Origin of the sequence: Rhodococcus sp. 06-470-2 (genome assembly GCF_002258235.1) — a bacterium.
Taxonomy (GTDB): Bacteria; Actinomycetota; Actinomycetes; order Mycobacteriales; family Mycobacteriaceae; genus Rhodococcoides.
The window spans coordinates 143,138-164,669 of sequence record NZ_NOYB01000038.1 but is presented as its reverse complement, the minus strand read 5'-3'; the positions used below and the strand labels follow the sequence as shown (position 1 = coordinate 164,669).

The 21,532-nt window shown below is 65.0% G+C and carries 19 protein-coding genes; 9 read left to right on the top strand and 10 right to left on the bottom strand.

Annotated features, from left to right (window positions below):
• Window positions 1-39 precede the first annotated feature (39 nt).
• Window positions 40-705: a PAQR family membrane homeostasis protein TrhA gene (gene trhA / locus CH276_RS21650; protein WP_032394022.1), complete on the top strand. Its 666-nt coding sequence runs from the start codon at window positions 40-42 to the stop codon at window positions 703-705.
• Between the two features lie 7 nt (window positions 706-712).
• On the opposite strand, the gene CH276_RS21645 is transcribed toward trhA, so the two are convergent.
• The 4 genes from CH276_RS21645 to mca all read right to left on the bottom strand — a co-directional run bounded on the left by CH276_RS21645 (window position 713) and on the right by mca (window position 4,898).
• The gene (locus CH276_RS21645) at window positions 713-1,633 is read right to left on the bottom strand and encodes a sensor domain-containing diguanylate cyclase (protein WP_176459372.1); all 921 of its coding nucleotides are present in this window, start codon (window positions 1,631-1,633) and stop codon (window positions 713-715) included.
• 111 nt (window positions 1,634-1,744) lie between these two features.
• Complete coding sequence (locus CH276_RS21640) at window positions 1,745-3,754, bottom strand: thioredoxin domain-containing protein (protein ID WP_094629547.1); 2,010 nt, start codon at window positions 3,752-3,754, stop codon at window positions 1,745-1,747.
• Entirely contained in the window at window positions 3,754-4,026 is a 273-nt protein-coding gene (locus CH276_RS21635; RefSeq protein WP_032394020.1) for a hypothetical protein, read from the bottom strand. The genes CH276_RS21640 and CH276_RS21635 overlap by 1 nt, the downstream gene beginning before the upstream one ends.
• Window positions 4,023-4,898 carry a mycothiol conjugate amidase Mca gene (mca, locus tag CH276_RS21630; protein WP_176459393.1) on the bottom strand — a complete coding sequence of 292 codons (876 nt, stop codon included), beginning with the start codon at window positions 4,896-4,898 and terminating at the stop codon, window positions 4,023-4,025. Before mca ends, CH276_RS21635 begins: the two co-directional genes overlap by 4 nt.
• A 103-nt stretch (window positions 4,899-5,001) precedes the next feature.
• On the opposite strand from mca, the gene CH276_RS21625 reads away from it, so the two are divergent.
• Window positions 5,002-5,442: a DUF4307 domain-containing protein gene (locus tag CH276_RS21625; protein WP_032394018.1), complete on the top strand. Its 441-nt coding sequence runs from the start codon at window positions 5,002-5,004 to the stop codon at window positions 5,440-5,442.
• Window positions 5,443-5,667: 225 nt separating this feature from the next.
• The gene (gene greA / locus CH276_RS21620) at window positions 5,668-6,162 is read left to right on the top strand and encodes a transcription elongation factor GreA (protein ID WP_032394210.1); all 495 of its coding nucleotides are present in this window, start codon (window positions 5,668-5,670) and stop codon (window positions 6,160-6,162) included.
• A 69-nt stretch (window positions 6,163-6,231) separates the two neighbouring features.
• Here the strand turns inward: greA and CH276_RS21615 are convergent, their stop codons facing one another.
• The 3 genes from CH276_RS21615 to CH276_RS21605 are packed head-to-tail and all read right to left on the bottom strand — an operon-like array spanning window position 6,232 to window position 11,178.
• Entirely contained in the window at window positions 6,232-7,026 is a 795-nt protein-coding gene (locus CH276_RS21615; protein WP_032394017.1) for an ABC transporter permease, read from the bottom strand.
• Window positions 7,023-7,991, bottom strand: coding sequence for a daunorubicin resistance protein DrrA family ABC transporter ATP-binding protein (locus CH276_RS21610; RefSeq protein ID WP_032394016.1), 969 nt, complete (start codon window positions 7,989-7,991; stop codon window positions 7,023-7,025). Before CH276_RS21610 ends, CH276_RS21615 begins: the two co-directional genes overlap by 4 nt.
• A 55-nt stretch (window positions 7,992-8,046) precedes the next feature.
• A complete protein-coding gene (locus tag CH276_RS21605) occupies window positions 8,047-11,178 on the bottom strand; it encodes an arabinosyltransferase domain-containing protein (protein ID WP_094629546.1) in 3,132 nt (1,043 codons plus the stop codon).
• Window positions 11,179-11,195: 17 nt separating this feature from the next.
• On the opposite strand from CH276_RS21605, the gene CH276_RS21600 reads away from it, so the two are divergent.
• Complete coding sequence (locus CH276_RS21600) at window positions 11,196-12,434, top strand: hypothetical protein (protein WP_254924000.1); 1,239 nt, start codon at window positions 11,196-11,198, stop codon at window positions 12,432-12,434.
• A 22-nt stretch (window positions 12,435-12,456) separates the two neighbouring features.
• On the opposite strand, the gene ilvA is transcribed toward CH276_RS21600, so the two are convergent.
• Window positions 12,457-13,620, bottom strand: coding sequence for a threonine ammonia-lyase (ilvA, locus tag CH276_RS21595; RefSeq protein ID WP_217901372.1), 1,164 nt, complete (start codon window positions 13,618-13,620; stop codon window positions 12,457-12,459).
• 185 nt (window positions 13,621-13,805) lie between these two features.
• Here ilvA and CH276_RS21590 point away from each other — a divergent pair, with 185 nt between their 5' ends.
• The 5 genes from CH276_RS21590 to CH276_RS21570 all read left to right on the top strand — a co-directional run bounded on the left by CH276_RS21590 (window position 13,806) and on the right by CH276_RS21570 (window position 17,633).
• Entirely contained in the window at window positions 13,806-14,738 is a 933-nt protein-coding gene (locus CH276_RS21590) for an Asp23/Gls24 family envelope stress response protein (protein ID WP_094629544.1), read from the top strand.
• Window positions 14,738-15,289 carry a hypothetical protein gene (locus CH276_RS21585; RefSeq protein ID WP_094629543.1) on the top strand — a complete coding sequence of 184 codons (552 nt, stop codon included), beginning with the start codon at window positions 14,738-14,740 and terminating at the stop codon, window positions 15,287-15,289. Before CH276_RS21590 ends, CH276_RS21585 begins: the two co-directional genes overlap by 1 nt.
• Before the next feature lie 124 nt (window positions 15,290-15,413).
• Complete coding sequence (locus CH276_RS21580; protein WP_094629542.1) at window positions 15,414-16,415, top strand: GAF domain-containing protein; 1,002 nt, start codon at window positions 15,414-15,416, stop codon at window positions 16,413-16,415.
• A 276-nt stretch (window positions 16,416-16,691) separates the two neighbouring features.
• Window positions 16,692-17,210: a hypothetical protein gene (locus CH276_RS21575; RefSeq protein WP_141214765.1), complete on the top strand. Its 519-nt coding sequence runs from the start codon at window positions 16,692-16,694 to the stop codon at window positions 17,208-17,210.
• 33 nt (window positions 17,211-17,243) lie between these two features.
• Window positions 17,244-17,633 carry a hypothetical protein gene (locus CH276_RS21570; protein WP_094629540.1) on the top strand — a complete coding sequence of 130 codons (390 nt, stop codon included), beginning with the start codon at window positions 17,244-17,246 and terminating at the stop codon, window positions 17,631-17,633.
• Between the two features lie 65 nt (window positions 17,634-17,698).
• Here CH276_RS21570 and CH276_RS21565 read toward each other — a convergent pair whose 3' ends face one another.
• Together CH276_RS21565 and CH276_RS21560 are read right to left on the bottom strand one after the other, a co-directional pair.
• Window positions 17,699-20,224, bottom strand: coding sequence for a polynucleotide kinase-phosphatase (locus CH276_RS21565; RefSeq protein ID WP_094629539.1), 2,526 nt, complete (start codon window positions 20,222-20,224; stop codon window positions 17,699-17,701).
• On the bottom strand, window positions 20,221-21,516 hold the full coding sequence (locus CH276_RS21560) for a 3' terminal RNA ribose 2'-O-methyltransferase Hen1 (RefSeq protein ID WP_254923999.1): 1,296 nt from the start codon (window positions 21,514-21,516) through the stop codon (window positions 20,221-20,223). Before CH276_RS21560 ends, CH276_RS21565 begins: the two co-directional genes overlap by 4 nt.
• Between the last annotated feature and the right edge of the window lie 16 nt (window positions 21,517-21,532).

The following is a 21,532-nucleotide window of genomic DNA, read 5'->3' as shown; positions in this document are numbered from 1 at the left end:
GGCGTAGGTTTCGCCGGCGGTACGGAGAGGTCATCTTTCATGACGATGTTCGGACTGGACGAGATTCCCGTCAAACCACGTATGCGCGGCTGGATTCACCTGTATGCGTTCGGCGTGGCGGTGGTGTGCGCGATCACCCTCGTCACCCTCGCGTTCAGCATGGTCTCGGTCAGTGCGGGTGTGGCCGTGAGCGTGTATTCCGTCACCGTCTGCGGCGTGTTCGGGGTCAGTGCCACCTACCATCGCGTGCACTGGAAAACCGCGGCGTCGCAGATCTGGATGAAGCGCGCCGATCATTCGATGATCTTCCTGTTCATCGCAGGTAGCTACACCCCGTTCGCCGTGCTGGGTCTACCCGCCTCGACCGGACGCGTGCTGCTCGTCGTCGTGTGGGTCGGGGCCCTCGCCGGGGTGGCACTGAAGATGTTGTGGCCCACAGCTCCCCGATGGGTCGGGGTACCGCTGTACCTACTCCTCGGCTGGGCGATCGTCCCGGTCGCACCCGCGCTGATCGAGCACGTCGGCTTTGCACCGTTTCTGTTGCTGCTCGTGGGCGGGGTGTTCTACAGCGTCGGGGCCGTGCTGTACGCCACCAAGTGGCCGAATCCTTGGCCCACCACCTTCGGCCATCACGAGTTCTTCCACGCCGCGACGGTCCTGGCGGCAACCTGCCACCTGGTCGCCGTGTGGCTCGTACTGTTCTGATCCGCCCTCAGCTGCTTCGAGCTGCCTTGTCTCGATACATCAGTGCATCGGCGCGCTGAATCAGTCGATCTCTTGCCTCCCCCGGCTCACGCACGGCAACGCCGACACTCACCGACACCCCGAGCAGATTCGATCCGAACGGCACCGGCTCTCCGCAGATCGCCGACCGCACCGAATCCGCGATATGGGCGCTGTCGGTCCCCTTCGCCCCGTCGAACGACACGGCGAACACGAACTCGTCTCCCGCGTACCGACCGACGACGCTCCCGCGTGGCGACCACTGGTGCAGGCGACGTCCTGCTGCCTCCAGAATGGCGTCGCCCGCAGCGTGACCGTGCACGTCGTTGATCGATTTCAGCCTGTCGACGTCGACGAATGCCAGAGCGACCGGCAGATCCTCGGCGATCCATTCGTCGACGTGGGCGAGCAAGGGCCCACGTCGCAGCAATCCGGTCAACTCGTCGCGCTCGGCGCGATCGCGCCAACGAACGGTGTCGTCCGCGACCGGATTGACCAGATCCAGGAGCGCGACGATGAACCGACGCCCGGCGATCTTCGCGATTCCGACATGCATCCAGCAGGAGACGACCTCCCCGTCGCCGCGGCGCACTCGACGCAGCGCTCCGATCGGTCGACCCTGATCGGCGGAGCCCGCATCGGGATACCGGTGCTCGAGTTCGACCGCGATGCGCGTCGCGGACGCGCGATCGCCGAGCGGCACGAAATCCGCAACGGGTCGACCGACCATGTCGTCCACCGCGCACCCGAGCACACCCTCGCACAGGATGTTGGCACCGACGACCTCGTACTGCATCGAATGCACCATGGCCGCCATCGGAACCGCGGCCACGAACTCGGCGACAGCAGCGCGTTGTTCGTCGGTCACTGCCTCGTACACGGTGCCCGCACGCATCACACCCTCATTCATGACACCTTCACTCATGACACCGTCGATCCCTTGACAGACGTTCGACCACCCCAGGCCGAGGAAACTCCCGGCAACAGTACTGTTCTCCCGTCGAAGCATCGACGAGCGTCGTCACCTCTGCAGTACGAACGGCAAATCTTCGGCAGACGTCACAGGACGGTCGCACACGAAGCCACGACACACGTACGCCGTTTCGAGGCCGTCGACGGGTGGACGGTCGGTCAGCAGCGCCGACGAATCCGTCACGCCTGCCACCACGACGGAACCGCCAGGAGCCAGCGCCCGCACGGCCGAGAGCAGATCACCGCCGGGTGCCGTCGACACCGCGATCTGAATCGGGCCACGAACGGACGCTTCTGCGACCGCCAACCAGTGCCCGCCGGACCTGGGCGCTCGTTCGAGAATCGACGCCGATCGTGCCAGCGACGCAGCCGCCAGTTCGGCGTAACGCGCAGAGGAGCTGTGATCGACCAATGCAGCTGCGGTGAGCAGTGCCTCGGCCATCGTGGATGCTCCCGACGGGGTGGCCCCGTCGATCGGGTCACGAGGGCGGGTCACGAGAGTCTCGGCGTCGTCGGCGGTGTCGAACCAGCCGCCGACGTCGTCGGGGTCGGCGAAGTGCTCGACCGCGGCGTCGATGATCGACGTCATGCGCTCGGACCAGACCGAATCTCCGGTGGCCTGGAACAGCGCCGCCGCGGCGACCGCGAGACACGCGTAGTCCTCGAGCACACCGATGGCCTCACCCACCGCTCCGCCGAGAGAGGCACGGCGGACCCGCCCGGACTCGACGTGGCCGGCGAACAGCTGCTCGCCGCACTCGACTGCCGCGTCGACCCAACGCGGCTGCCCCAGCCCGGTTCCGGCCTCGACCAGCGCGGTGATCGCCAACCCGTTCCATGCGGTGACGACCTTGTCGTCGCGGCCGGGTTGGGGCCGAGTCGCGCGAGCGGCCGACAGTGCTCCGCGCACCCGGGCGAACCGGTCGTAGTCCTCGGGTTCGGCGGGCAGTTGCAGTACCGACATACCTGCCTCGAACGTGCCTGCCGAATTCACCGCGAACAACCCCGCTGCCCAGACGCCGTCCTCGAAACCGAGAGTCTCGATCAGTTGCTCCGGGGTCCACGCGTAGGTCAGACCCTCTATGCCTTCGGTGTCGGCATCGAGGGCCGACGCGAAACAACCGTTGTCCGTGCGTAGTTCACGGAGCATGAACTCCGCAGTGTCCGACGCCACCCGCCGGGCGAGCGCATCGTCGTCGACCCTGGCCGCGTGCGCGTAGAACCGCAACAGCAGCGCGTTGTCGTAGAGCATCTTCTCGAAGTGCGGGACGACCCACTCGGCATCGACGGAGTAGCGCGCGAATCCCCCGCCCAGCTGGTCGTAGATGCCACCGCGTGCCATGGCCGACGCGGTACGGCGAACGACGCCGAGGACCTTTGTATCGCCGGTGCGCTCGTAGTGCCGGAGCAGACCCTCGAGCAGCGCGCCGGGTGGGAACTTCGGTGCCCGGCCGAAGCCACCGTAGGTGGTGTCCTCGTCCGCGCAGATCGCCGAGACCGAGGCCGCCAGAGCATCGGCGTCGATCGGGCGTCCGCCCGCGGGCACTCCTGCGCTGTGTTTGCGCAGTTCGGTGACGATGTCGGCGGAGGCGTCGAACACTTCCTGTCGCCGCGTCGACCAGGTGTCGGCGATCGCGGTGAGCAACTGCTGGAAAGACGGCATTCCCTGACGCGGGGCAGGCGGGAAGTACGTTCCGCAGTAGAACGGCTCGGTGTCGGGGGTCAGGAAACACGTCATCGGCCACCCCCCTTGGCCGGTCATCGCGACGGTGGCGTTCATGTACACCGAGTCGAGGTCGGGTCGTTCTTCGCGATCGACCTTGATGCACACGAAATGCTCGTTCATCGATGCCGCGGTCGCCTCGTCCTCGAACGACTCGTGAGCCATGACGTGGCACCAGTGGCACGCCGAGTATCCGATCGACAGCAGGATGGGAACATCGCGATCACGGGCGGACTGCAGAGCCTGCGGTCCCCATTGCTGCCAGTGCACCGGGTTGTCCGCGTGCTGCCTCAGATACGGGCTGGTGGACTCACCGAGGGCATTGGCGTCGAGCATCAGGGCTCGTCGGTGGCGGCGGGTTCGGTTCGAGTCCGTTCCGGCGGGGACGGATCTGCGATCCCGCCGCGGTCGGTGCCTTCGTCGAGGGCTTGATCCAACGTCGGATCCTCCTTCTCGAACGTGGCGGGCAGACGCTTGATCTTCTTGTTCATGGACCAGATCAACAGTGCCGTTCCGACCAGCAGCGCAACCAGGATCACCAGGCCGATCGGCGATGACTTACCGAACTCGGGACCGGTGGGCTGCTGGGCGAGGATCGACACGATCATTCGGTGGTCTCTTCTATTCCGGCGAACAGGTCCGTCTCGGGCAGCGACGTCGTGACCCGAGTGCGAGCCAACTCGAACTCCTCGGTGGGCCACAGCTTGCGCTGCACGTCCAGCGGCACGGCGAAGAACGACCCGTTGGGGTCGATCTGCGTCGCGTGTGCGCGCAGTGCGTCGTCGCGTTGCTCGAACCAGTCACCGACGGTGACCTGCGTGGTGATGCGACCCATGATCTCGTCGCGCTGTCCGTCCCAACGCTTGAGCCAGTCGACGAACGGGCTCTCCTCGCCGCGATCGATGAACCAATCGTGGAAGAGCTGCATGCGCTTACGGATGAACCCGTGCGAGTAGTAGAGCTTGAGCGGAGTCCAGGGCTCACCGGCGTCGGGGAAGCGTTCGGGATCGCCCGAGGCCTCCCATGCGGCCATCGAGACCTCGTGGCAGCGGATGTGGTCGGGATGCGGGTAACCGCCGCGCTCGTCGTAGGTGGTGATGACGTGCGGCTTGAACTCGCGCACCACCTTCACCAACGCCTCGGTGGAGACCTCCAACGGGACCAGCGCGAAACAGCCCTCGGGGAGAGGCGGTAGAGGATCGCCCTCGGGCAACCCGGAATCCTCGAAGCCGAGCCACGTCTGGCGGACGCCCAGGATGCGGGCGGCCTCCGCCATCTCCTCGCGTCGAACGTCCCGGATGCGCTCGTGCACACCCGGAATGTCCATCGCCGGATTGAGGATGTCGCCCCGCTCGCCGCCGGTGAGCGTGACGACCAGAACCTCGTGCCCTTCGGCCGCGTAGCGAGCCGTTGTCGCAGCACCTTTGCTGGACTCGTCGTCGGGATGGGCATGCACTGCCATGAGCCGCAGTCCGGACACGTTCTTCCTCACCTCGGATTCGCCTGGTTCTTGCCTGACCTATAGTTCCACCTGATGCCGACAGGCACCCAGCGGCACCCCCGAATCGACCCCGAGAGCTGACATGACCAACGCACTTCCCGCAGGTAGATACCCGTCGGGTTCCGGTCCGAGCGGCGTTCGGCAGGCCCCGAAACGTGCGACGAAGATCGCACTCGTGGCGTTGGTCCTGCTGGTCGGAACGGGTGTGGCCTACTACGCGTACAGCAAGTTCTCGGTCAAACCCATCGAGGGCAGTCAGCTCTCGTTCGACATCGTCGACGAGCAGACGATGTCGATCAGGTTCAGCGTCACCCGGCAGGATCCCGAGCAACCGGCCGTGTGCATCGTCCGCGCCCGATCGCGCGACGGCTCCGAGACCGGTAGACGTGAGGTGTACGTCCCGCCGGAGTCGGCGTCGACCACCGTGGAGATGACCACCGAGGTGACGACGTCGGCCGCACCCGCCGTCGGCGACGTCTACGGCTGCAGCCTCGATGTTCCCGAATATTTACGAGCCCGATAGGCGAACTGCCTGTTCGTGGTAAGCTCGGCCCATACACGGCCACCGCAGTAGGTGCCGTGTATTGCTGCATTGCGGGCAGGGTTCACCTGCGAACGACGACGACGGCTCCAGGATGTGGGCCGACCAAGGGGATCCAACCATTGGAGTCCCCTGTTCGTTGCGTGCCCTACCTGCTCAGAAACCGGAATCCGAACTCGAGATTCCGACTACGAGGGAGTGATCGAGATGACCGAGACCCAGGTGACCTGGCTTACCCAGGAATCACACGACAGGCTCAAGAGCGAACTCGACCAGCTCATTTCCAATCGCCCCGTCATCGCCGCCGAGATCAACGAGCGTCGCGAAGAGGGCGATCTGAAGGAGAACGGCGGCTACCACGCTGCGCGTGAGGAGCAGGGCCAGCAGGAAGCACGTATCCGCCAGCTGCAGGAGCTGCTCAACAACGCGAAGGTCGGCGAGGCACCCACTCAGTCCGGTGTCGCACTGCCCGGGTCCGTCGTCAAGGTCTACTACGACGGCGATGAGTCCGACACGGAGACGTTCCTGATCGCCACTCGCGAAGAGGGTGCCCGCGACAACAAGCTCGAGGTGTACTCCCCCGCGTCACCGCTGGGCGGATCGCTCATCGACGCCAAGGTCGGCGACACCCGCGAGTACACACTGCCCAACGGCAAGACCATGAAGGTCACGCTCGTCAGCGCGGAGCCATACCACACGTAAGCCTTTCCCCGGAAGACATCGAAGCACCCCCGGTCGCCGAGCGACCGGGGGTGCTTTTCTGCGTCGATGTCAGGCGGTCATCGTCTTCTGGTACTTGCGTACCGACAGCGGCACGAACACCACGAGCATCAACACCACCCAGATGAGGGTGTAGAGCACGGGGTTCTGCAGTGGCCAGACCTCCGGCGGCGGCGCCATCGGGTTGGTGTTGCCGAACTGCTCTCGCACCGCCAGCGTCACCGACGAGATCGGATTCCACTCGGCGATCGTCTTGAGCACGCTGGGGAAGTTGTCGATCGGGACGAAGGTGTTGGCGATGAACGTCAGCGGAAAGATCACGATGAACGACGCGTTGTTGAAGATCTCCGGCGAGCGCACGATCAAGCCCACCAGCGCCATCACCCACGAGATCGAGTATGCGAACAGCAGCAGCAGCACGTACCCGAGCAGCGCGTCGAAGAACGACGACGTGATTCGCCAACCCACGATCAGGCCGGTGATCGACATGATCGTGATGGTGACGATGTTGTTTCCGACATCGGCGGCGGTGCGCCCGATGACGACGGCCGAACGTGCCATCGGCAACGACCGGAACCGATCCATCACGCCCTTCTGCAGATCCTCGGCCAGCGAAGACCCGGTGATGGAGGCACCGAAGATCATCGTCTGCACGAAGATGCCGCCCATCAGGAAACTCTTGTAGTCGATGCCGGGAACCTCGATCGCGCTGCCGAAGACATAGGCGAACAGCAGGACGAACATGATCGGGGAGAGCGTGGCGAAGAACAGCAGATCGGGAACTCGCTTGAGCTTGATCAGATTTCGCTTGGTGATGATCGCGGAATCCAGAAGGACGTTGCTCATTTCTCTTCCTCCGCCGTCTCGGGCTCGCCGGTGGTCTGACCGGTCAGACTCAGGAACACATCGTCGAGATTCGGCCGCCGCAGACCGACGTCGACGACCTCGATTCCGTTCGTTTCGAGCTCGACCAGTGCGGTCGACAGGTCCTTCGATCCCCCGTTGACGGGCATGACGATCCGGCCGACCTGATCGTCGAGGGTGGGCGGCTCGACGCCGATCGGGGCCAGGATCTGCATCGCGCGATCGGCCTGAGATCGATCGGTGAGCACGAATTCGACTCGCTCCCCACCCGTTTGCGCCTTGAGCTCGTCCGCCGTGCCGCGGGCGATGATCTTGCCCTTGTTCAACACGATGATCGAATCGGCCAGCCGGTCGGCCTCTTCGAGGTACTGGGTGGTCAACAGAATGGTGGTTCCGTCACGGACGAGATCTGCGATGAACTCCCACATGGTGATCCGGCTGCGCGGATCGAGTCCGGTGGTGGGTTCGTCGAGGAACACCACTCGTGGTCGCCCGATCAGGCTGGCCGCGATGTCGAGTCGCCGACGCATACCTCCCGAGTACTGCTTGGCGGTGCGGTCACGGGCGTACTCGAGGTCGAAACGCACGAGCAACTCGTCGGCGCGCTTCCTGGCTTCGGCCTTGCGCAGGCCGAACAGTCGGCCGACCATCTCGAGGTTCTCGTACCCGGTCAGGTACTCGTCCACGGCCGCGAACTGGCCGGTCAGTCCGATCGTGCTCCGCACCTCGTTCGCCTGCGAATGCACGTCGAGTCCGAAGATTCTGGCCGAGCCCGATGTCGCCTGCAGCAGGGTGGCGAGAATACGGACCGCCGTGGTCTTTCCGGCACCGTTGGGGCCGAGCACACCGAGCACCGTGCCCTCCGGAACGGTGAAATCGATCCCGTCGAGCGCGACGTTCTTGCCGTACCGAAGTACGAGGTCCTCTACTTCTATAGCGTTCGCCATTGCCCTATCCCCGTTTCTCTCCTGGTCGGTGTAAGGACTTCCGAACGCCTAGAGATTAACCGGTCTTGATCGGACCGGGCGTCCACAGACCCGAACGCTGCACCTCTTCTGCTGTGATCTGCGCCGCCTGCGCCGACTCGTCGTACGGGGTGTACTGCTCGATCGACCCCCAGTCGCGGTCCCAGTCGCCGGACAGGTACGACGGGATGGTGCGGGCGGAGGCAACGATGTCGATCCACCCGAGCGGCCCGCCGCCGAAGTGGTCCTGCCACGCGTTGGTGATGACGGCACCGCTGCGGTCCGGCAGTACCCGGTACTGCGGAATTTCGGCAACCCCGAGGCGATGGTCGAACGGATGCTGGCACGGGAAGTTGAACCCGACCTCCCAGTCGAGCATCACCGGAGCGTCACGGCCGACGACCTCGTTCAGCGTCTGAGTACGCGGAACTCGGGACGGCGTGATCGCCAACCACTGGTCGGGATCGCGATCGGTATCGGAGAGCACCAGGCGAATCATGTTGGTGCCGGCCGGAATCCGATCCATGGGTACACGCAGGTTGCGCCAGGACGGCGTCGGACCGATGTCGATGGGCGTCACCCGCCCCTGCGCCTGCCCGTCCACTCCGTACTCGAGTTCGAGGCTCTGCCCGTAGGTGACGATGCCGTCGGAGTCCACCGAGCGGATGCGGCCGGCAGCGGCGATGGAGATCAGGTCGCCCGGATCGGCGGGCAACGCGTACCAGCCGGTCGTCAGGGTGGCGGGGGTGTCGGACCCGAACGAGCCGAGCACCGGCACGGACTCCGGATCGAGGCCGTACGGCAGTGCGCTGCCACCGGTTCCGGCACCGGTGGTCGACGCCGGCTGCTGTTGCTCCTCGGTGTCGACGGTGTTCGAGGTACCCGATGCCGACGCCTCCTTGTCGGCAGTCAGGTCACCCGCAACGCCGTTCGGGGTGAATCCGTCGTTCATGGCACCCAGCGCGGCGAATGCGTCGCCGCTCACCGGTTGCAGCACATCGGCATTGGGGTCGGTTTCGAGCAGTACGTCGTTGGCGAGACCGCACGTGTTCCCGGCCAGCGCGGAGAGGTTCGACTTCGCGATCGAGTACGACGGCCATTGCGCCACCGCGCCTTTGGCCATCGATGCCACGGCCAGCAGCACCATCAGAGCGGCCGCCACCGCGATCGGCGGCACCGACCACCAACGTGCCATCGGAATGTCGGTGCGCACATAGGGCGCACGAAGATGGAACCAGACGGCTGCGAGCAACAGCAGCAGGGTCAGGCCGAGGAACATGGTCGAGATGCCCAGGCCGGCAACGAGGATCGGCTTGTCCCAGAACGGAACTCCCCACGCCGACACGTACCAGTAGCCGTTGGTTCCGGTGAACGCGACGGCCAGCAGAAACGAGACCGCAGCAGCGAACAGGAGTCGGTTGCGTCGCGAGCGCAGCACCGCGGCACCGGTCGCCACCGCTGCCAGTACTGCAACCGATGCGGCGAGTCCGGCGAAGACACCGAAGTGGTGGGTCCACTTGGTGGGGGTGATCATCATCAGGGCCATCGCGCCGACGGTGATGCCGACGATCCGCCGTGCCGGACCCGTTGCGGTACCGGGGATCTTGCCGCCCTTGCGCAGCATCGCCACGACCACTGCGATCAGCGAGACGATCATGACGAACACCCCGAAGCGACGCGCGAGCGAGCCGTCGATGTCCAGGTTCATCAGCCACTGGTAGCGCAGGTACTCGTCGAACCAGGCCTGGCTCGGACCGGCCGCGTTGTGCACACGCTGCATCTCGAGCATGCCCGCCACGGTCTGGTTGCCGAACGCGAACACCAATACAACCGTGCCCGACGCGACCAACGGGGCGAGCAGCGCCACCGCTCCCAGTGTCGTGCTGCCCGGTGTTCGATAACCCAAGTCACGCGCGCGGGCGACGACGATCTGCAACACCGGTCGAGCCCCGGCGATCAACGGCGCGAAGCAGATGAATCCGGAGGGTCCGCACGTGACCGTCAACGCCGCGATCAGAATCGCCGCGGCTGCGGGCAGCAACCTGCGGGTGGCGATCGAGCGCTCCACCGAGCACCACGTCAGCAACACTCCGAGCGCCACGAACGGCTCAGGGCGCAAGCCGTTGTTGTACGGCAGCCAGAACGCGAGCATCACCAGACCGCCGGTCCACAGCGGCGTCTTCGACGCGCGAGCGGCCGCACCGAACCGCGGGATCACCTCGCGGCTGATGACGAGCCACGCCACGACAGCGCAGATCAGCGTCGGCAACCGCATCCACACGCTGGCCGTGGAGACGTGCGAGAGGAGGGTGAACATGTCGTACAGCGGTGTGCCGAAAGGTGTCTCGGGAACGCCGAAGTAGCGGAAGTAGTTGGCCATGTATCCGGCGTGATCGGCCGTGCGCGCCATGCCCAGCTGGTAACCGTCGTCGGAGGTGTTCGCACCGATGAGGTGCCACACCAGCAGGGTCCCGATCACCACGCCGTCGGCCACGCCGAACGTCCACCATCGACGAGGGAGGAAGCGTCGGGCGCGCCTGCCGTCGGACAGGTCGAGGCGGTGCAGCGCCACCAGCGAGATGCCCGTGGCGAGCACACCGACGATCATCGCGAACCACTTCAGCGCGCTCGGGGTCGACGAGAATCGACTGTCGAGCTGCGCTGTCAGCGTGAGGCCTTCGACGGTGCCTCGAAGATCGCTGAAGACTCCGACCAACTGCGGCCGAACATCGCCCTCGCGAGTGGTGGTCTCGGCGTCGGTCAGCCCGACCGTGGTCGCCGTACCGTTCGAGGTGATCGTCAACGCGCAGTCGGTCAGTTCGGAGACCGGCTTCTCGAGGAGGACCGAATCACGCAACGTCACCTTCAGTTGCGATGCCTCACCGCCCGTCACCTCGGCAACGAGACCGTAGCGATAGGCGTCGGGCGATCCCTCGGGCGAGGTCGACAACAACAGACCGCCGCCGGGCAACTGTTCGACGGCAGCACACGGAATCGTCGCGTCGACGCCGATGGGGGTGTAGCCGACGAGCGGAGCTTCGACGCTGCCGATCGTCTCGCCCTGCGGCCAGGTCAGCGAGGACTGCTGTTGCTCGATCGGCAGCAGCGGTATCGCGATCGTCAACAGGATTCCCAGGACAGCGGAGACGATCGCGACGAGCCGAGCCATGCAAATATCTCCCACCGATGTCCTGGTTCAAGTCGCTGCTCAAGCTACCAGCCGGTCGTGAAGGGGCCCGTCGAGACGAATCCGGTCTGGACAACTTTCCCTGTGGCACACTCTCCACCGTGATCAGCCCGATGGCGGTGCATGTCGAAGGCACCGACGCCGAGCGCATCACCGCGCGAATAACGACTCCGTCGGGTGTCGAGACTCGAGTGACGACGGAGTCCAATTATTCGCTCGACCATTCCGCCACCCCCTGGCTTCCGCCGCTACTGACGGCCGGAATGCGCAAGGGTTGGGACATCACGTTCGACGGCCCCGTGGATTCGACCGCGCTTCGAGGTGCATCCGGGGCTCAGAAGGTCTTCCTCGACTGGTATCCCAAGCGTTTTCGAGAAGTGTCGATCTCCGCCGAACCCGGCCGAGTCGCCACCGGCGCGACAGGAGTGGGGTGCTTCTTCAGCGGCGGCGTCGACAGCTTCTACTCGGCGATCACGGAATCGGATCGCATCACTCACCTGATCTTCGTGCACGGTTTCGACATCGATGTCGACGACGAGAACCTGGCGGCCAGAGCCTCGGCCGCAGCCAGGAAGTCGGCGGCGGAGTTGGGCAAACCGTTGATCGAGGTCAAGACCACGATGAGGTCGGCCTTCGGCGACCGACTACCGCTCGACTGGGGATACGACTTTCACGGTGCTGCATTGGCGCACGTCGGTCTGGCGTTGTCGCAACACCTGAGCACTGTCATCATCCCGTCGTCGAACTGCCGCGAGGAACTCACGCCGTGGGGCTCTCATCCCGACCTCGACCCCTTGTGGTCCAGTGGCACAGTCGAGTTCGAGCACCACGAACTCGAACTGCACCGTCTGGGCAAGATTCGTCGGATCGGCGAGAACCGGACCGCGATGAACCATCTGCGGGTCTGCTGGGAGAACCTCGACGGGGCCTTCAACTGCGGCAGGTGCGCCAAGTGCGTTCGCACCCGGATCGGGTTGGCGGCCGCAGGTGCACAGTGCACGACGTTCCCCGAGATCATCGATGTACGCGCTGTTCGTCGAATGGATCTGAGAAGCCGCGATGACGGCTACCTGAGAACCGCACTCGCCGCGATGCAGGCGTCGGGTATTTCCGATGCAGAACTGACGCAGGCAGTGAACCAGGCGATTCGACGAAGCTACTGGACACCGGCACTGTTCTTCATGCGTAGTGCAGGTTCGCGTGTCGGCCAGGTGATCCGTCGAAGCCTGCGTCGTTGAATCGGTCGTCTCGATAACTGGGTCAGTTCTCGACATGCACCGCGTAGCCCGCCGCACCCAAGGCATCGAGCACCGAACCTCGATGGTCGGGTCCGCGGGTCTCGACGGTCAGCATCACGTCGACCTCCTCGAGCCCCAGGCGTCCGCCGGTACGGGAGTGGACGACGTCGACGACGCTGGCCCCGGCATCACGCACCACTCCGAGTACGCCGGTGAGTCCGCCCGGCTTGTCCGAAATGGTCACGCGTACAGCGAGATAACGTCCACCCGCCCGGAGACCGTGGGTGATCACGTGGGTGAGCAGCAGCGGGTCGATGTTCCCGCCGGAGAGGACGGCACACACGGAGCCGGTCAATCCGAGTTCGTCCGCGGAATGCGTCATCAGCGCTGCCACCGCCGCGGCACCCGCCGGCTCCACGATGAGTTTCGCTCGCTCGATGCACAGCACCAACGCGCGAGAGAGCGCATCCTCGCTCACGGTCACCACGTCGTCGACCCAGCCCTGCACGTGATCGAACGGCACCGATCCGGGCAGGCCGATCGCGATGCCGTCGGCCATCGTCGACATCGATGTCAACGCGATGGGATGGCCCGCCTTCAGCGACGCCGGCCATGCGGCAGCACCCTCGGCCTGTACCCCGACGATCCTGATATCGGGTTTGGTCAGCTTGACCGCCGCGGCGACGCCGGCCAGCAGTCCCCCACCGCCGGTGGGAATCACGATGGTGCCGACGTCCGGCATCTGTTGGAGCAGTTCGGTACCGAGCGTCGCCTGCCCCGCGACGATGTCGAGATGGTCGAACGGATGAATGAGAGTGGCACCGGTGCGTTCGGCGAACTCCCGCGCCGACTTCAGTGCCTCGTCCACCGTGTTGCCCACCAGATGAACCGTTGCGCCGTAGGCCTTGGTGGCGACGAGCTTGGGTAGCGACACTCCGACCGGCATGAACACGGTCGAGTCGATCCCCACCTGCGACGCCGCCCAGGCGACGCCCTGCGCATGATTGCCGGCACTGGCTGCGACGACCCCGCGGGCGCGCTGCTCGGCGTCGAGCCGGGCGATGCGGTTGTACGCCCCGCGCGGCTTGAACGATCCGGTGCGCTGCAGGTTCTCGCACTTCAGGCGCACCTCGTGGCCGGTCAGATCCGACAGAATTCGCGAGGCCACCACAGGGGTCCGGCGCATGACCGGCTCCAGCAGCTCCTCTGCCGACGCAATATCCGACGCGGTCACCCGCACAATTTCCGACACGGTGGCAGTATGCCAGGAACAATTACTCTCGTGACATCATCCGCAGACGGTCGTCACTACAGTTGTGGAGCGCGTGCCGCACCACAGCGACCCGCGACCGGCGCAAAGGATTCTCGGTGATGACGCAGGCTGGATCCGACGAGGTCGACGACGGCCTCGAGATGCGTGGCAGCGTCGAGATCAAGGATCGGGCCATTTCTCGGACCGCCATCGCGGCGGCACTGAAGGATCCTCGGGTCACGCGCACCACCGGCGGCTTCTCGCGACTGACGGGTCGAGAACTCCCCCGCGCCGACGTCACCCTCGGCGAGGACACGATCGCAGTCAACCTCTACATCGGTGTGACCTGGCCGTCGCAGATCACCGAGGTGACCGCGTCCGTGCACGCCGCCGTCGAGGCCGCGTTGGCGACGATGACGGGGCTGCACGTGCATCGAGTGAACGTCCTGGTATCGGACGCCACACTGGACACCGGTTCCTCGTCGATCTCGGATACCGAAGAATCGCAAGCGATTCCACCTCGTCCACCCACGGCCGGGCCCGCCGCGATGCCGGTGGCACTGTTGTTGGGATTCGCGCTTCTCGGTCTCGCCTTCGTCGCCGGTAGGGAGTTCCTGATCGCGCACGGCCACCTCGGCGGACGTCGATGGATCGCCGACGCTGTGTCCTGGGCAGCCGGATTGCACTGGCAGAGTTGGATGATCGCCGCCTCGATCGCCGCCGTCGTCGCCGGGCTGATCCTCGTGTTCATCGGGGTCAAGCCGCGGACGAAGACGCATTCCGGCCTGGGCGCGTCCACGGTCTGGGCCACAGCCACGGATATCGCCCGATTGTGCAGTGCTGCAGCGCAGTCCACGCGCGGAGTGGTGGACGCACACACCGTCGTCACGCGTAAGAAGATCGAGGTGCGAGTCGAGCGGGATGCTGCTTACGGTGCCGACCGGGTCGACGTCGACGTGCGCGAGGCACTTGCTCCGACACTGTCGGTTGCTGCGGGCGGGCGACGCCTGACGGTGAAGCAATCGGTGGCAGCTCCGACGAGGGTGTCGTGATGAAGACGTTCGTCGCCGGTGTCGATCGACTGCTCGCGATCGTGGCGGGTGTGGGGCTGATCGCGGGTGGCGGATTCGCGCTTGCCTGGCACTACGACGTTCCGTGGGCGCGAGAAACGCTGTCTCGCTTCGACCGCGCACGGATTTCGGAACTACCGGAACAGGGCTGGTGGGTGCCGACGCTGGCTGTGGTTGTCTGCATCGCAGTGGTCGCCGCGCTGCTCCTGTTGATCGGCAACTTCTCTCCGCGCACGACCGGAACAGCAAGCGTCATCGAGGAGCCCCATTTCTCGGCGCACGTGGATCTGAGCGCCATCGCCACGGGCGTCGCCGCCGAGTTGGCCGAGTTCCCCGGTGTTCGACGCGCCCGCGGTACGGCGATCGACGATCGCGGGATGCCCACTGTTGCTGTATCCGTCTATGCTGCAGCAGATTTCGATGTCATCGCATTCACCGCCCGAGCCGAATCACGTGCCGCCTTCGTGGCCGAATCACTCGCCGATACACACGTCGCCACCCGCATTCAACTGCACGTCGACAAGCGAGGGTAGCGCGGCACTGCGACGGGCCCGGCCACCTGTCCCTTCTGTCGGATTCACCGGTACGGTGTCGGTACACGACCCGAAGCAGGGAAGATCCGTGGAGCTCGACTCGAGTGGAAGGGAGTCCGCCTCGATGGGGCGTAGAAACGGCGATTGGCTGTTGATTCTTCTCGAACCGGATTCGGCGGCGTGCGTGGTGGCTGTAGGGACAACGCAGAAGAGCAAGGTTCCCATGGCGGTGTTCCTGAGGAGGTCGTCCGACTCGATCCACGCACGTGATGCGGTTTCTCGGTGTGCAGAATCGGGCAGGGATGTGGACATCGAATGCGGGTCGGGCAGGTACGTCTCGGCCCGTCCGATTCGTGGGGACGACGGTACGGTCCAGGCGGTATGGGCCAGACTGCATCCAGGCACGTGCGACTCCCCGCCGTCGAATGCTTGGGCCTTTCGCTGGAATCTGACTCGCGGCACTGCCCACTCCAAGGACTCCCCGGCGCTGAATGCCGATGTGGCGCACTTGTCGGTAGCAGAAGCGATGGCGACGTTGGATTTCGGATTGCGAGCCACCGACGTCCTCGCGATGCTGGTATCCAGCGCAGTCGGCGACGCAGTGGATCTCGACGCCACCCAGCGTTGGACCACGGACGAGTTACATCGAATTCGGGTGCTGGCGCACACTACCGTCGAAGGCGAAGGTCGCTATCTGCGCGGCATTGCAATCGACCGCGGTCCGTTCGTCATGAACTATCCATCCCCTACCGGAGTCCAGGAAACGATGAGCGGGCTCGTAGCCGGTGCCTCTGCCACCGCACGACGCCACACCGCAATAGTCGATCTGTGCACGTTGGAAACCTTGTACTGGCACGGGCCGCCGCCGCCGTCCATCGCCTGGAATCTCGACCCGACCGACCCCCGACCGCGAGTGCACCCGGACGACGACGGAGCAGTCGAAACACTCGCGAAATCAGTGTCCCGGGCAGGCGGAGCAGGAGACGAACCGAGCATTACCGTCCGATTCAGAGACCGAGACGGCGGTTACACCACGCACACGGTGACCGCTTGTGCTCTGCCGATTCTCCCTGACGATACAGAACCTCGGCTCGCGCTGGTGACGGTGACCGAGGCCTGCATCTGATCGCGCGCAGCGCTGGCGCTTCGGCACCAACGGGTTTAAAGTTCGGTGTATTACGCAAAGACTCGGTCAACGAGGCGTAACCCGCGACCTACCTTGTCTCTCTCGGGATGGTCCGCACAACTGCAGATCGCCGGACGAGCGTGCGCTCTCGTTCCAGGCCGATCCCATCGAGTACGCAACCGGCCCAGATCCGTTGTGGCACTGCACCCGGCTCGGTCCGAACGACAGCCGGCATCACGTCGCCGAATCGCCCCATACTCACGAACGGGAGACATCATGAACCGCATTTCTGCTCGGACTCGCACCGCCTCCATCGCCCTGATCGCCGGCTCGATGATCGCCGTGACGTCGATGAGCGGGGCCGCTGTTGCTCTTGCTCAACCCGCGCCACCCGCTGTGTCCTCCACCGTCGAGGAATTCGTCCCCGTGAGCGCAGAAGAAGTTGCCTCGCTCAATGCTTCGCTGGCAGAACAGGGACGCAATCCACTCCCCGCCGGCACAGCCGGCTTTCAGATCAGCGATGATGCGACTGTGACGATCGTCGACGAGACCGGCAAGGTCCTCGACAGGCAGCCGACTCCCACGGGACCTCAGGCGCGTGGAGTCACCGATGAAATCAAGCGAGTAGTCGGTGCGTGCCTCGGAATCGACTTCTTCGGCGCAGTCGGTGCTTGGGAGGCGATCGAAAGCCAAGTGAACTCGTGGGACAAGGCGGCCAAGTTCGTCCTGAGGCGAGTCGGCCTGATCGCGGCATTGTCCTGCGGCGGCGGAATATTCGCGGAGTACCTACTCTGACATGCCCTTCTCCCCAGGAAAGGAACGATTGCCATGACAGCTCCCACCCGAAACAAGTTCGAGCGATGGTCCGGCGGGATGCCCCTCGCCGCCCCTGTGGCATTCGGAGCCGTGCTGTTGATCGTCAGTGTCTCGTCGAAGCTCGGTGGTAGCTCCCTCTTCTTCTTCGCCCCTCTGGCCTTCGTCACCTCGGGAACGATGGTGTGGCTCGCAGCCCGACGTGATCCGACGCGAGACCACCTCGCTCACGTCACGGTCGGGTCGGGACTGCTGGTGGGATGCGGCGTCGTCGTCGCAGTGTGTGGTCTCGCAGGCGGTCTGATGCTGGACTCACCGACGTTCTGGGCGTCCATAGCCGTCGTTGCAGCAATTGCGGCACCGATCAGCGCAGGCATCAGTCCGTTCTCGTCGCCGAGGGGTTAGTGCCTGCGGCAGTGGTGTGGTCGAGGGCCCCAGGTGGCACTCGACCACACCACTGCCCACGGCACCTACAACCGCGGGTCGACCGGCTCGGATTCCAGTGCCAGGACCGCAAACACGGCCTGGTGGATGCGATACAGCGGCTCACCGCGCACCGACCGATCCAGTGCTTCCATTCCCAGCGCATACTCGCGTAGCGCCATCGACTGCTTGTGTCCCACGTTTCGGTTGCGCAGTGCAGTCAGTCGATCCGGGTCGGTGTAGTCGGCACCGTAGATCAGCCGAAGGTACTCCCGGCCGCGAACCTTCGTGCCGGGCTGCATCTTTCCGCGCGGAGCGTTCGCTGCCGGTTTGACGACCATGCCCTCGCCGCCCTTCGCCGTCAACTCCTCCCACCATTTCTCCGCTGCCGCAACCGAACCCGGGTTGAACAGATCGACCTCGATTCTCCGGGTGGTGGCGAACACCTCAGGGGCTGCCGCTACCAATCGGTCGGCAACGTCGAGGTGCCACGTGTGCGGACGATCCGCATACGTCTCGACGTTCGACGCCAGCACCTGAAACGGCGCGATCCGAACTCCGTCGAGTCCGTCCGTCGGCCAGATGTACCGGCGATACGCGTCGGTGAACTCGCCCAGGTTGCCCTGCCGAACGGTGTTGCGTTCCTGCAACTCCTGCACAGCCAGACCCCGCGCTCCGGCCGCCGCCAGCACCGCAGCTTCGGCCCCGAGATTCGCCCTGGACACCGCGGCGACCGCGGCGTACTCGGTCTTGATCAGGCCCTCCGCTTCGGCGGACCACGGCATCAGTTCACAATCGAGAATCAGCCAGCTCGAGACCAATTCGTCCCACACACCGGCCTTCTCGATCGCGTCGGACACCCCGGAGATCATCTCGCCGGTGAGCGACTCGTCGAACACCGGACGACCCGTCCGCGTGTACGCGGTGCCGAGCACTCCCTCCGGCGCATCGAACTTCTTTCGAGCGGTGGCTGAATCTCGACACACCACAACAACCACCCGCGAGCCCATGTGCTTCTCCTCGCAGATCACCGTCGACGCACCGAGCGCGCGATACGCGTCGAATGCCTCGGTCGGATACTCGAGATAATCCTCGCGCTCCGATGTTGCACTCGGAGCCATCGTCGGCGGCAGATAGTGCAGCCACTGCGGAGCCAGCGCGAACCGACTCATCACTTCCAGTGCGCCCGCGGCGTTCTCCGGCCGAACCGATACCCGTCCGCGCAGCGACGTCTCGACGCCAGTCGGGCCGATGACGTCGGACAGATCGAGCGATGCCGCATCCCGCGTGAACGTGCCCATCGGGCGGGCAGGCTCGTACCAGACCTTCTCGGCCGGAACCGACACCACCTCACGCTCCGGATAGCGCAGCGCCGTGAGCTTCCCACCGAAGACGCATCCTGTATCGAGGCACGCAGTGTTGTTCTCCCACTCCACTTCCGGCACCGGCGTGTGCCCGTACAGCACGGTCGCCGAGCCCCGATAGTCCTGCGCCCACGGATACCGCACCGGCAAGCCGAATTCGTCGGTCTCGCCGGTGGTATCTCCGTAGAGAGCAAAGCTTCGAACCCTGCCCGACGCCCTGTTGTGGTACTTCTCGATCAGTCCGGCGTGCGCCACGACGAGCTTGCCGCCGTCGAGCACGAGGTGCGCGACGAGGCCGTCGCAGAACTCGAGAACCTCCCGGCGGAACTCGTCGGATTCCGATTCGAGCTGTTCGAGGGTCTCGGCCAGACCGTGCGAGGTGATCACCTTCCGCCCACGCAGTGCTTTGACGAGCTTGTTCTCATGGTTACCCGGAACTGCCAATGCCGTTCCGGAACCGACCATTCCCATAACGAGCCGCAGGACTCCCACCGAGTCCGGTCCGCGATCGACATAATCGCCGACGAACACCGCGGTACGACCAGGCGGCGGCGTCGCACCGACCGGGCGGCCGTCATCGTCCCGGTCGATCGCGTAACCCATTGTTACGAGCAGGCTTTCGAGTTCGGCGAGGCAGCCGTGGATGTCGCCGATCACGTCGAAGGGCCCGGTCAGGTTGCGACGATCACTGCGCAGCAGGGTGCGAACGAACGTCGCCGACGCAACCGCCTCGACACCGTCGAGTACGTGGACCGAGCGGAAACCTTCCTTGGACAGCCCTCGCATCGAGCGCTGCAACTGGGACTGCTGGCGACGCAGCACTTCTCGGCCGAACGTCCTGTCGGTTCGTTCGGCATTCCGCTGTGCACACACAGATTCCGGCACATCGAGTACGACGGCCACCGGGAGTACATCGTGTTCACGAGCCAACGCGATCAGTGCTCTACGCGCAGCCGGTTGGACGTTCGTCGCGTCGACGACGGTGAGCAGACCGGCCCGAAGCCTGGTTGCGACCAGGAATTCCAGCAGCGCGAACGCGTCCTTGGTTGCGCTCTGCAGATTGGGGTCGTTGCTCACCATGCCTCGGCAGGCATCACTGGACACCGTCTCGTACGGACCGAAGTGCTGCGCGGCGAACGACGACTTACCGGAGCCGCTGATACCCACGAGTACGACGAGGGACCGATCCGGAATGTCGAAGGTACTCATCGGGACTGCTCCTCTCGGGTGAATACGGCCATCTGGGTCGGGGTGCCGTGCATGTCGTCGACGGGGCCGATTCCCTCGACGCGCACCGCATAGGCGTGTTCACGTGCCACCGACGAGCACCATTGCTCGAACTGCGCGCGGGTGAACTCGAATCGGTGATCGACGTGACGGAAGGCTCCCGGTTCGAGGCCGGGATAGAGCACGTTGTACTCGGAGTTGGGTGTGGTGACGAGAACCGTACGCGGACGCGCCTGAAGAAACACCGAACGCACCAGCGCCGGGATCCGGTCGAGGTCGACGTGTTCGATGACCTCCATGAGCACCATTGCGTCGAATCCGTGCAACCGAACGTCGCGGTACGTGGCCGAGGACTGGACCAGCTCGATCCGAGCGCGCTGCCGATCGGACATGTCGTCCAGACGCAGCCTGCGCTGAGCCTTGGCAAGTGCGCGATCACTCACGTCGGCACCGACAATACGCTCGAAATCGTTGGTTGCGAACAGCTCTCGCAGCAGGCGGCCCTCACCGCAACCGAGATCGATCACCGACTTCGCGCCGACGCCTGCCAGAGCCGCCAGTACGGCACGCACCCGCTGCTCGGCCAACGACGGATCTCTCGGCGTGGCAACGTCGTCGGGCACATCCGGGACGAGCCGGTCCAACGCCGACGCCACCAGTTCGCGACGGTGCGCCAGGTAGCGGGAGGCGATCAATGCCGACTCAGGGTGATCTCCCAGCCAATCCCCTGCTGCTTGAACGAGCTTGTCGGCCTCGTCCTCGCCCACCCAGTAGTGCTTGGCGTCGTCGAGGACCGGAAGAAGAACGTACAGTTGCCGCAGCGCAGCCGACAGTGTGAACGTGCCGGTGAGAACGAGGTCGATGTATTCGGAGTCGCCCCACTGCGGTTGCGTCGAATCGAGCGGAATGGGCGTCGCCTGAACGCCCCACCCGAGCGGACCGAACATCCGCGACGCGAGATCACCGGCACCACGCGACGGCGCGGCAGGTAGCGCAATAGTCAGATCGATTGCAGCAGAGACCAGTTCGGGTCTGTGGCCGCACACGCCGGCCAGCGTCTGCTTGAACAGCCTAGACAGAGCCACCGCCAGTCCCGAGGCGGCGTCGGTATCGGCGAGAACTGCGACTGTGGTGTGCGTGGCCGAGACTTCCGGGTACAGCACGGTCGTGTTGCCCATCGGCAGGTTTCGCGTCTGCACGCGATCGGGGTGCTTGTGCAACAAATACCCGATGTCGGAGGCGTCCGGGAAATCGGTTGTGGCATTTGCAGTCACGGTCAGTAGCACCGCA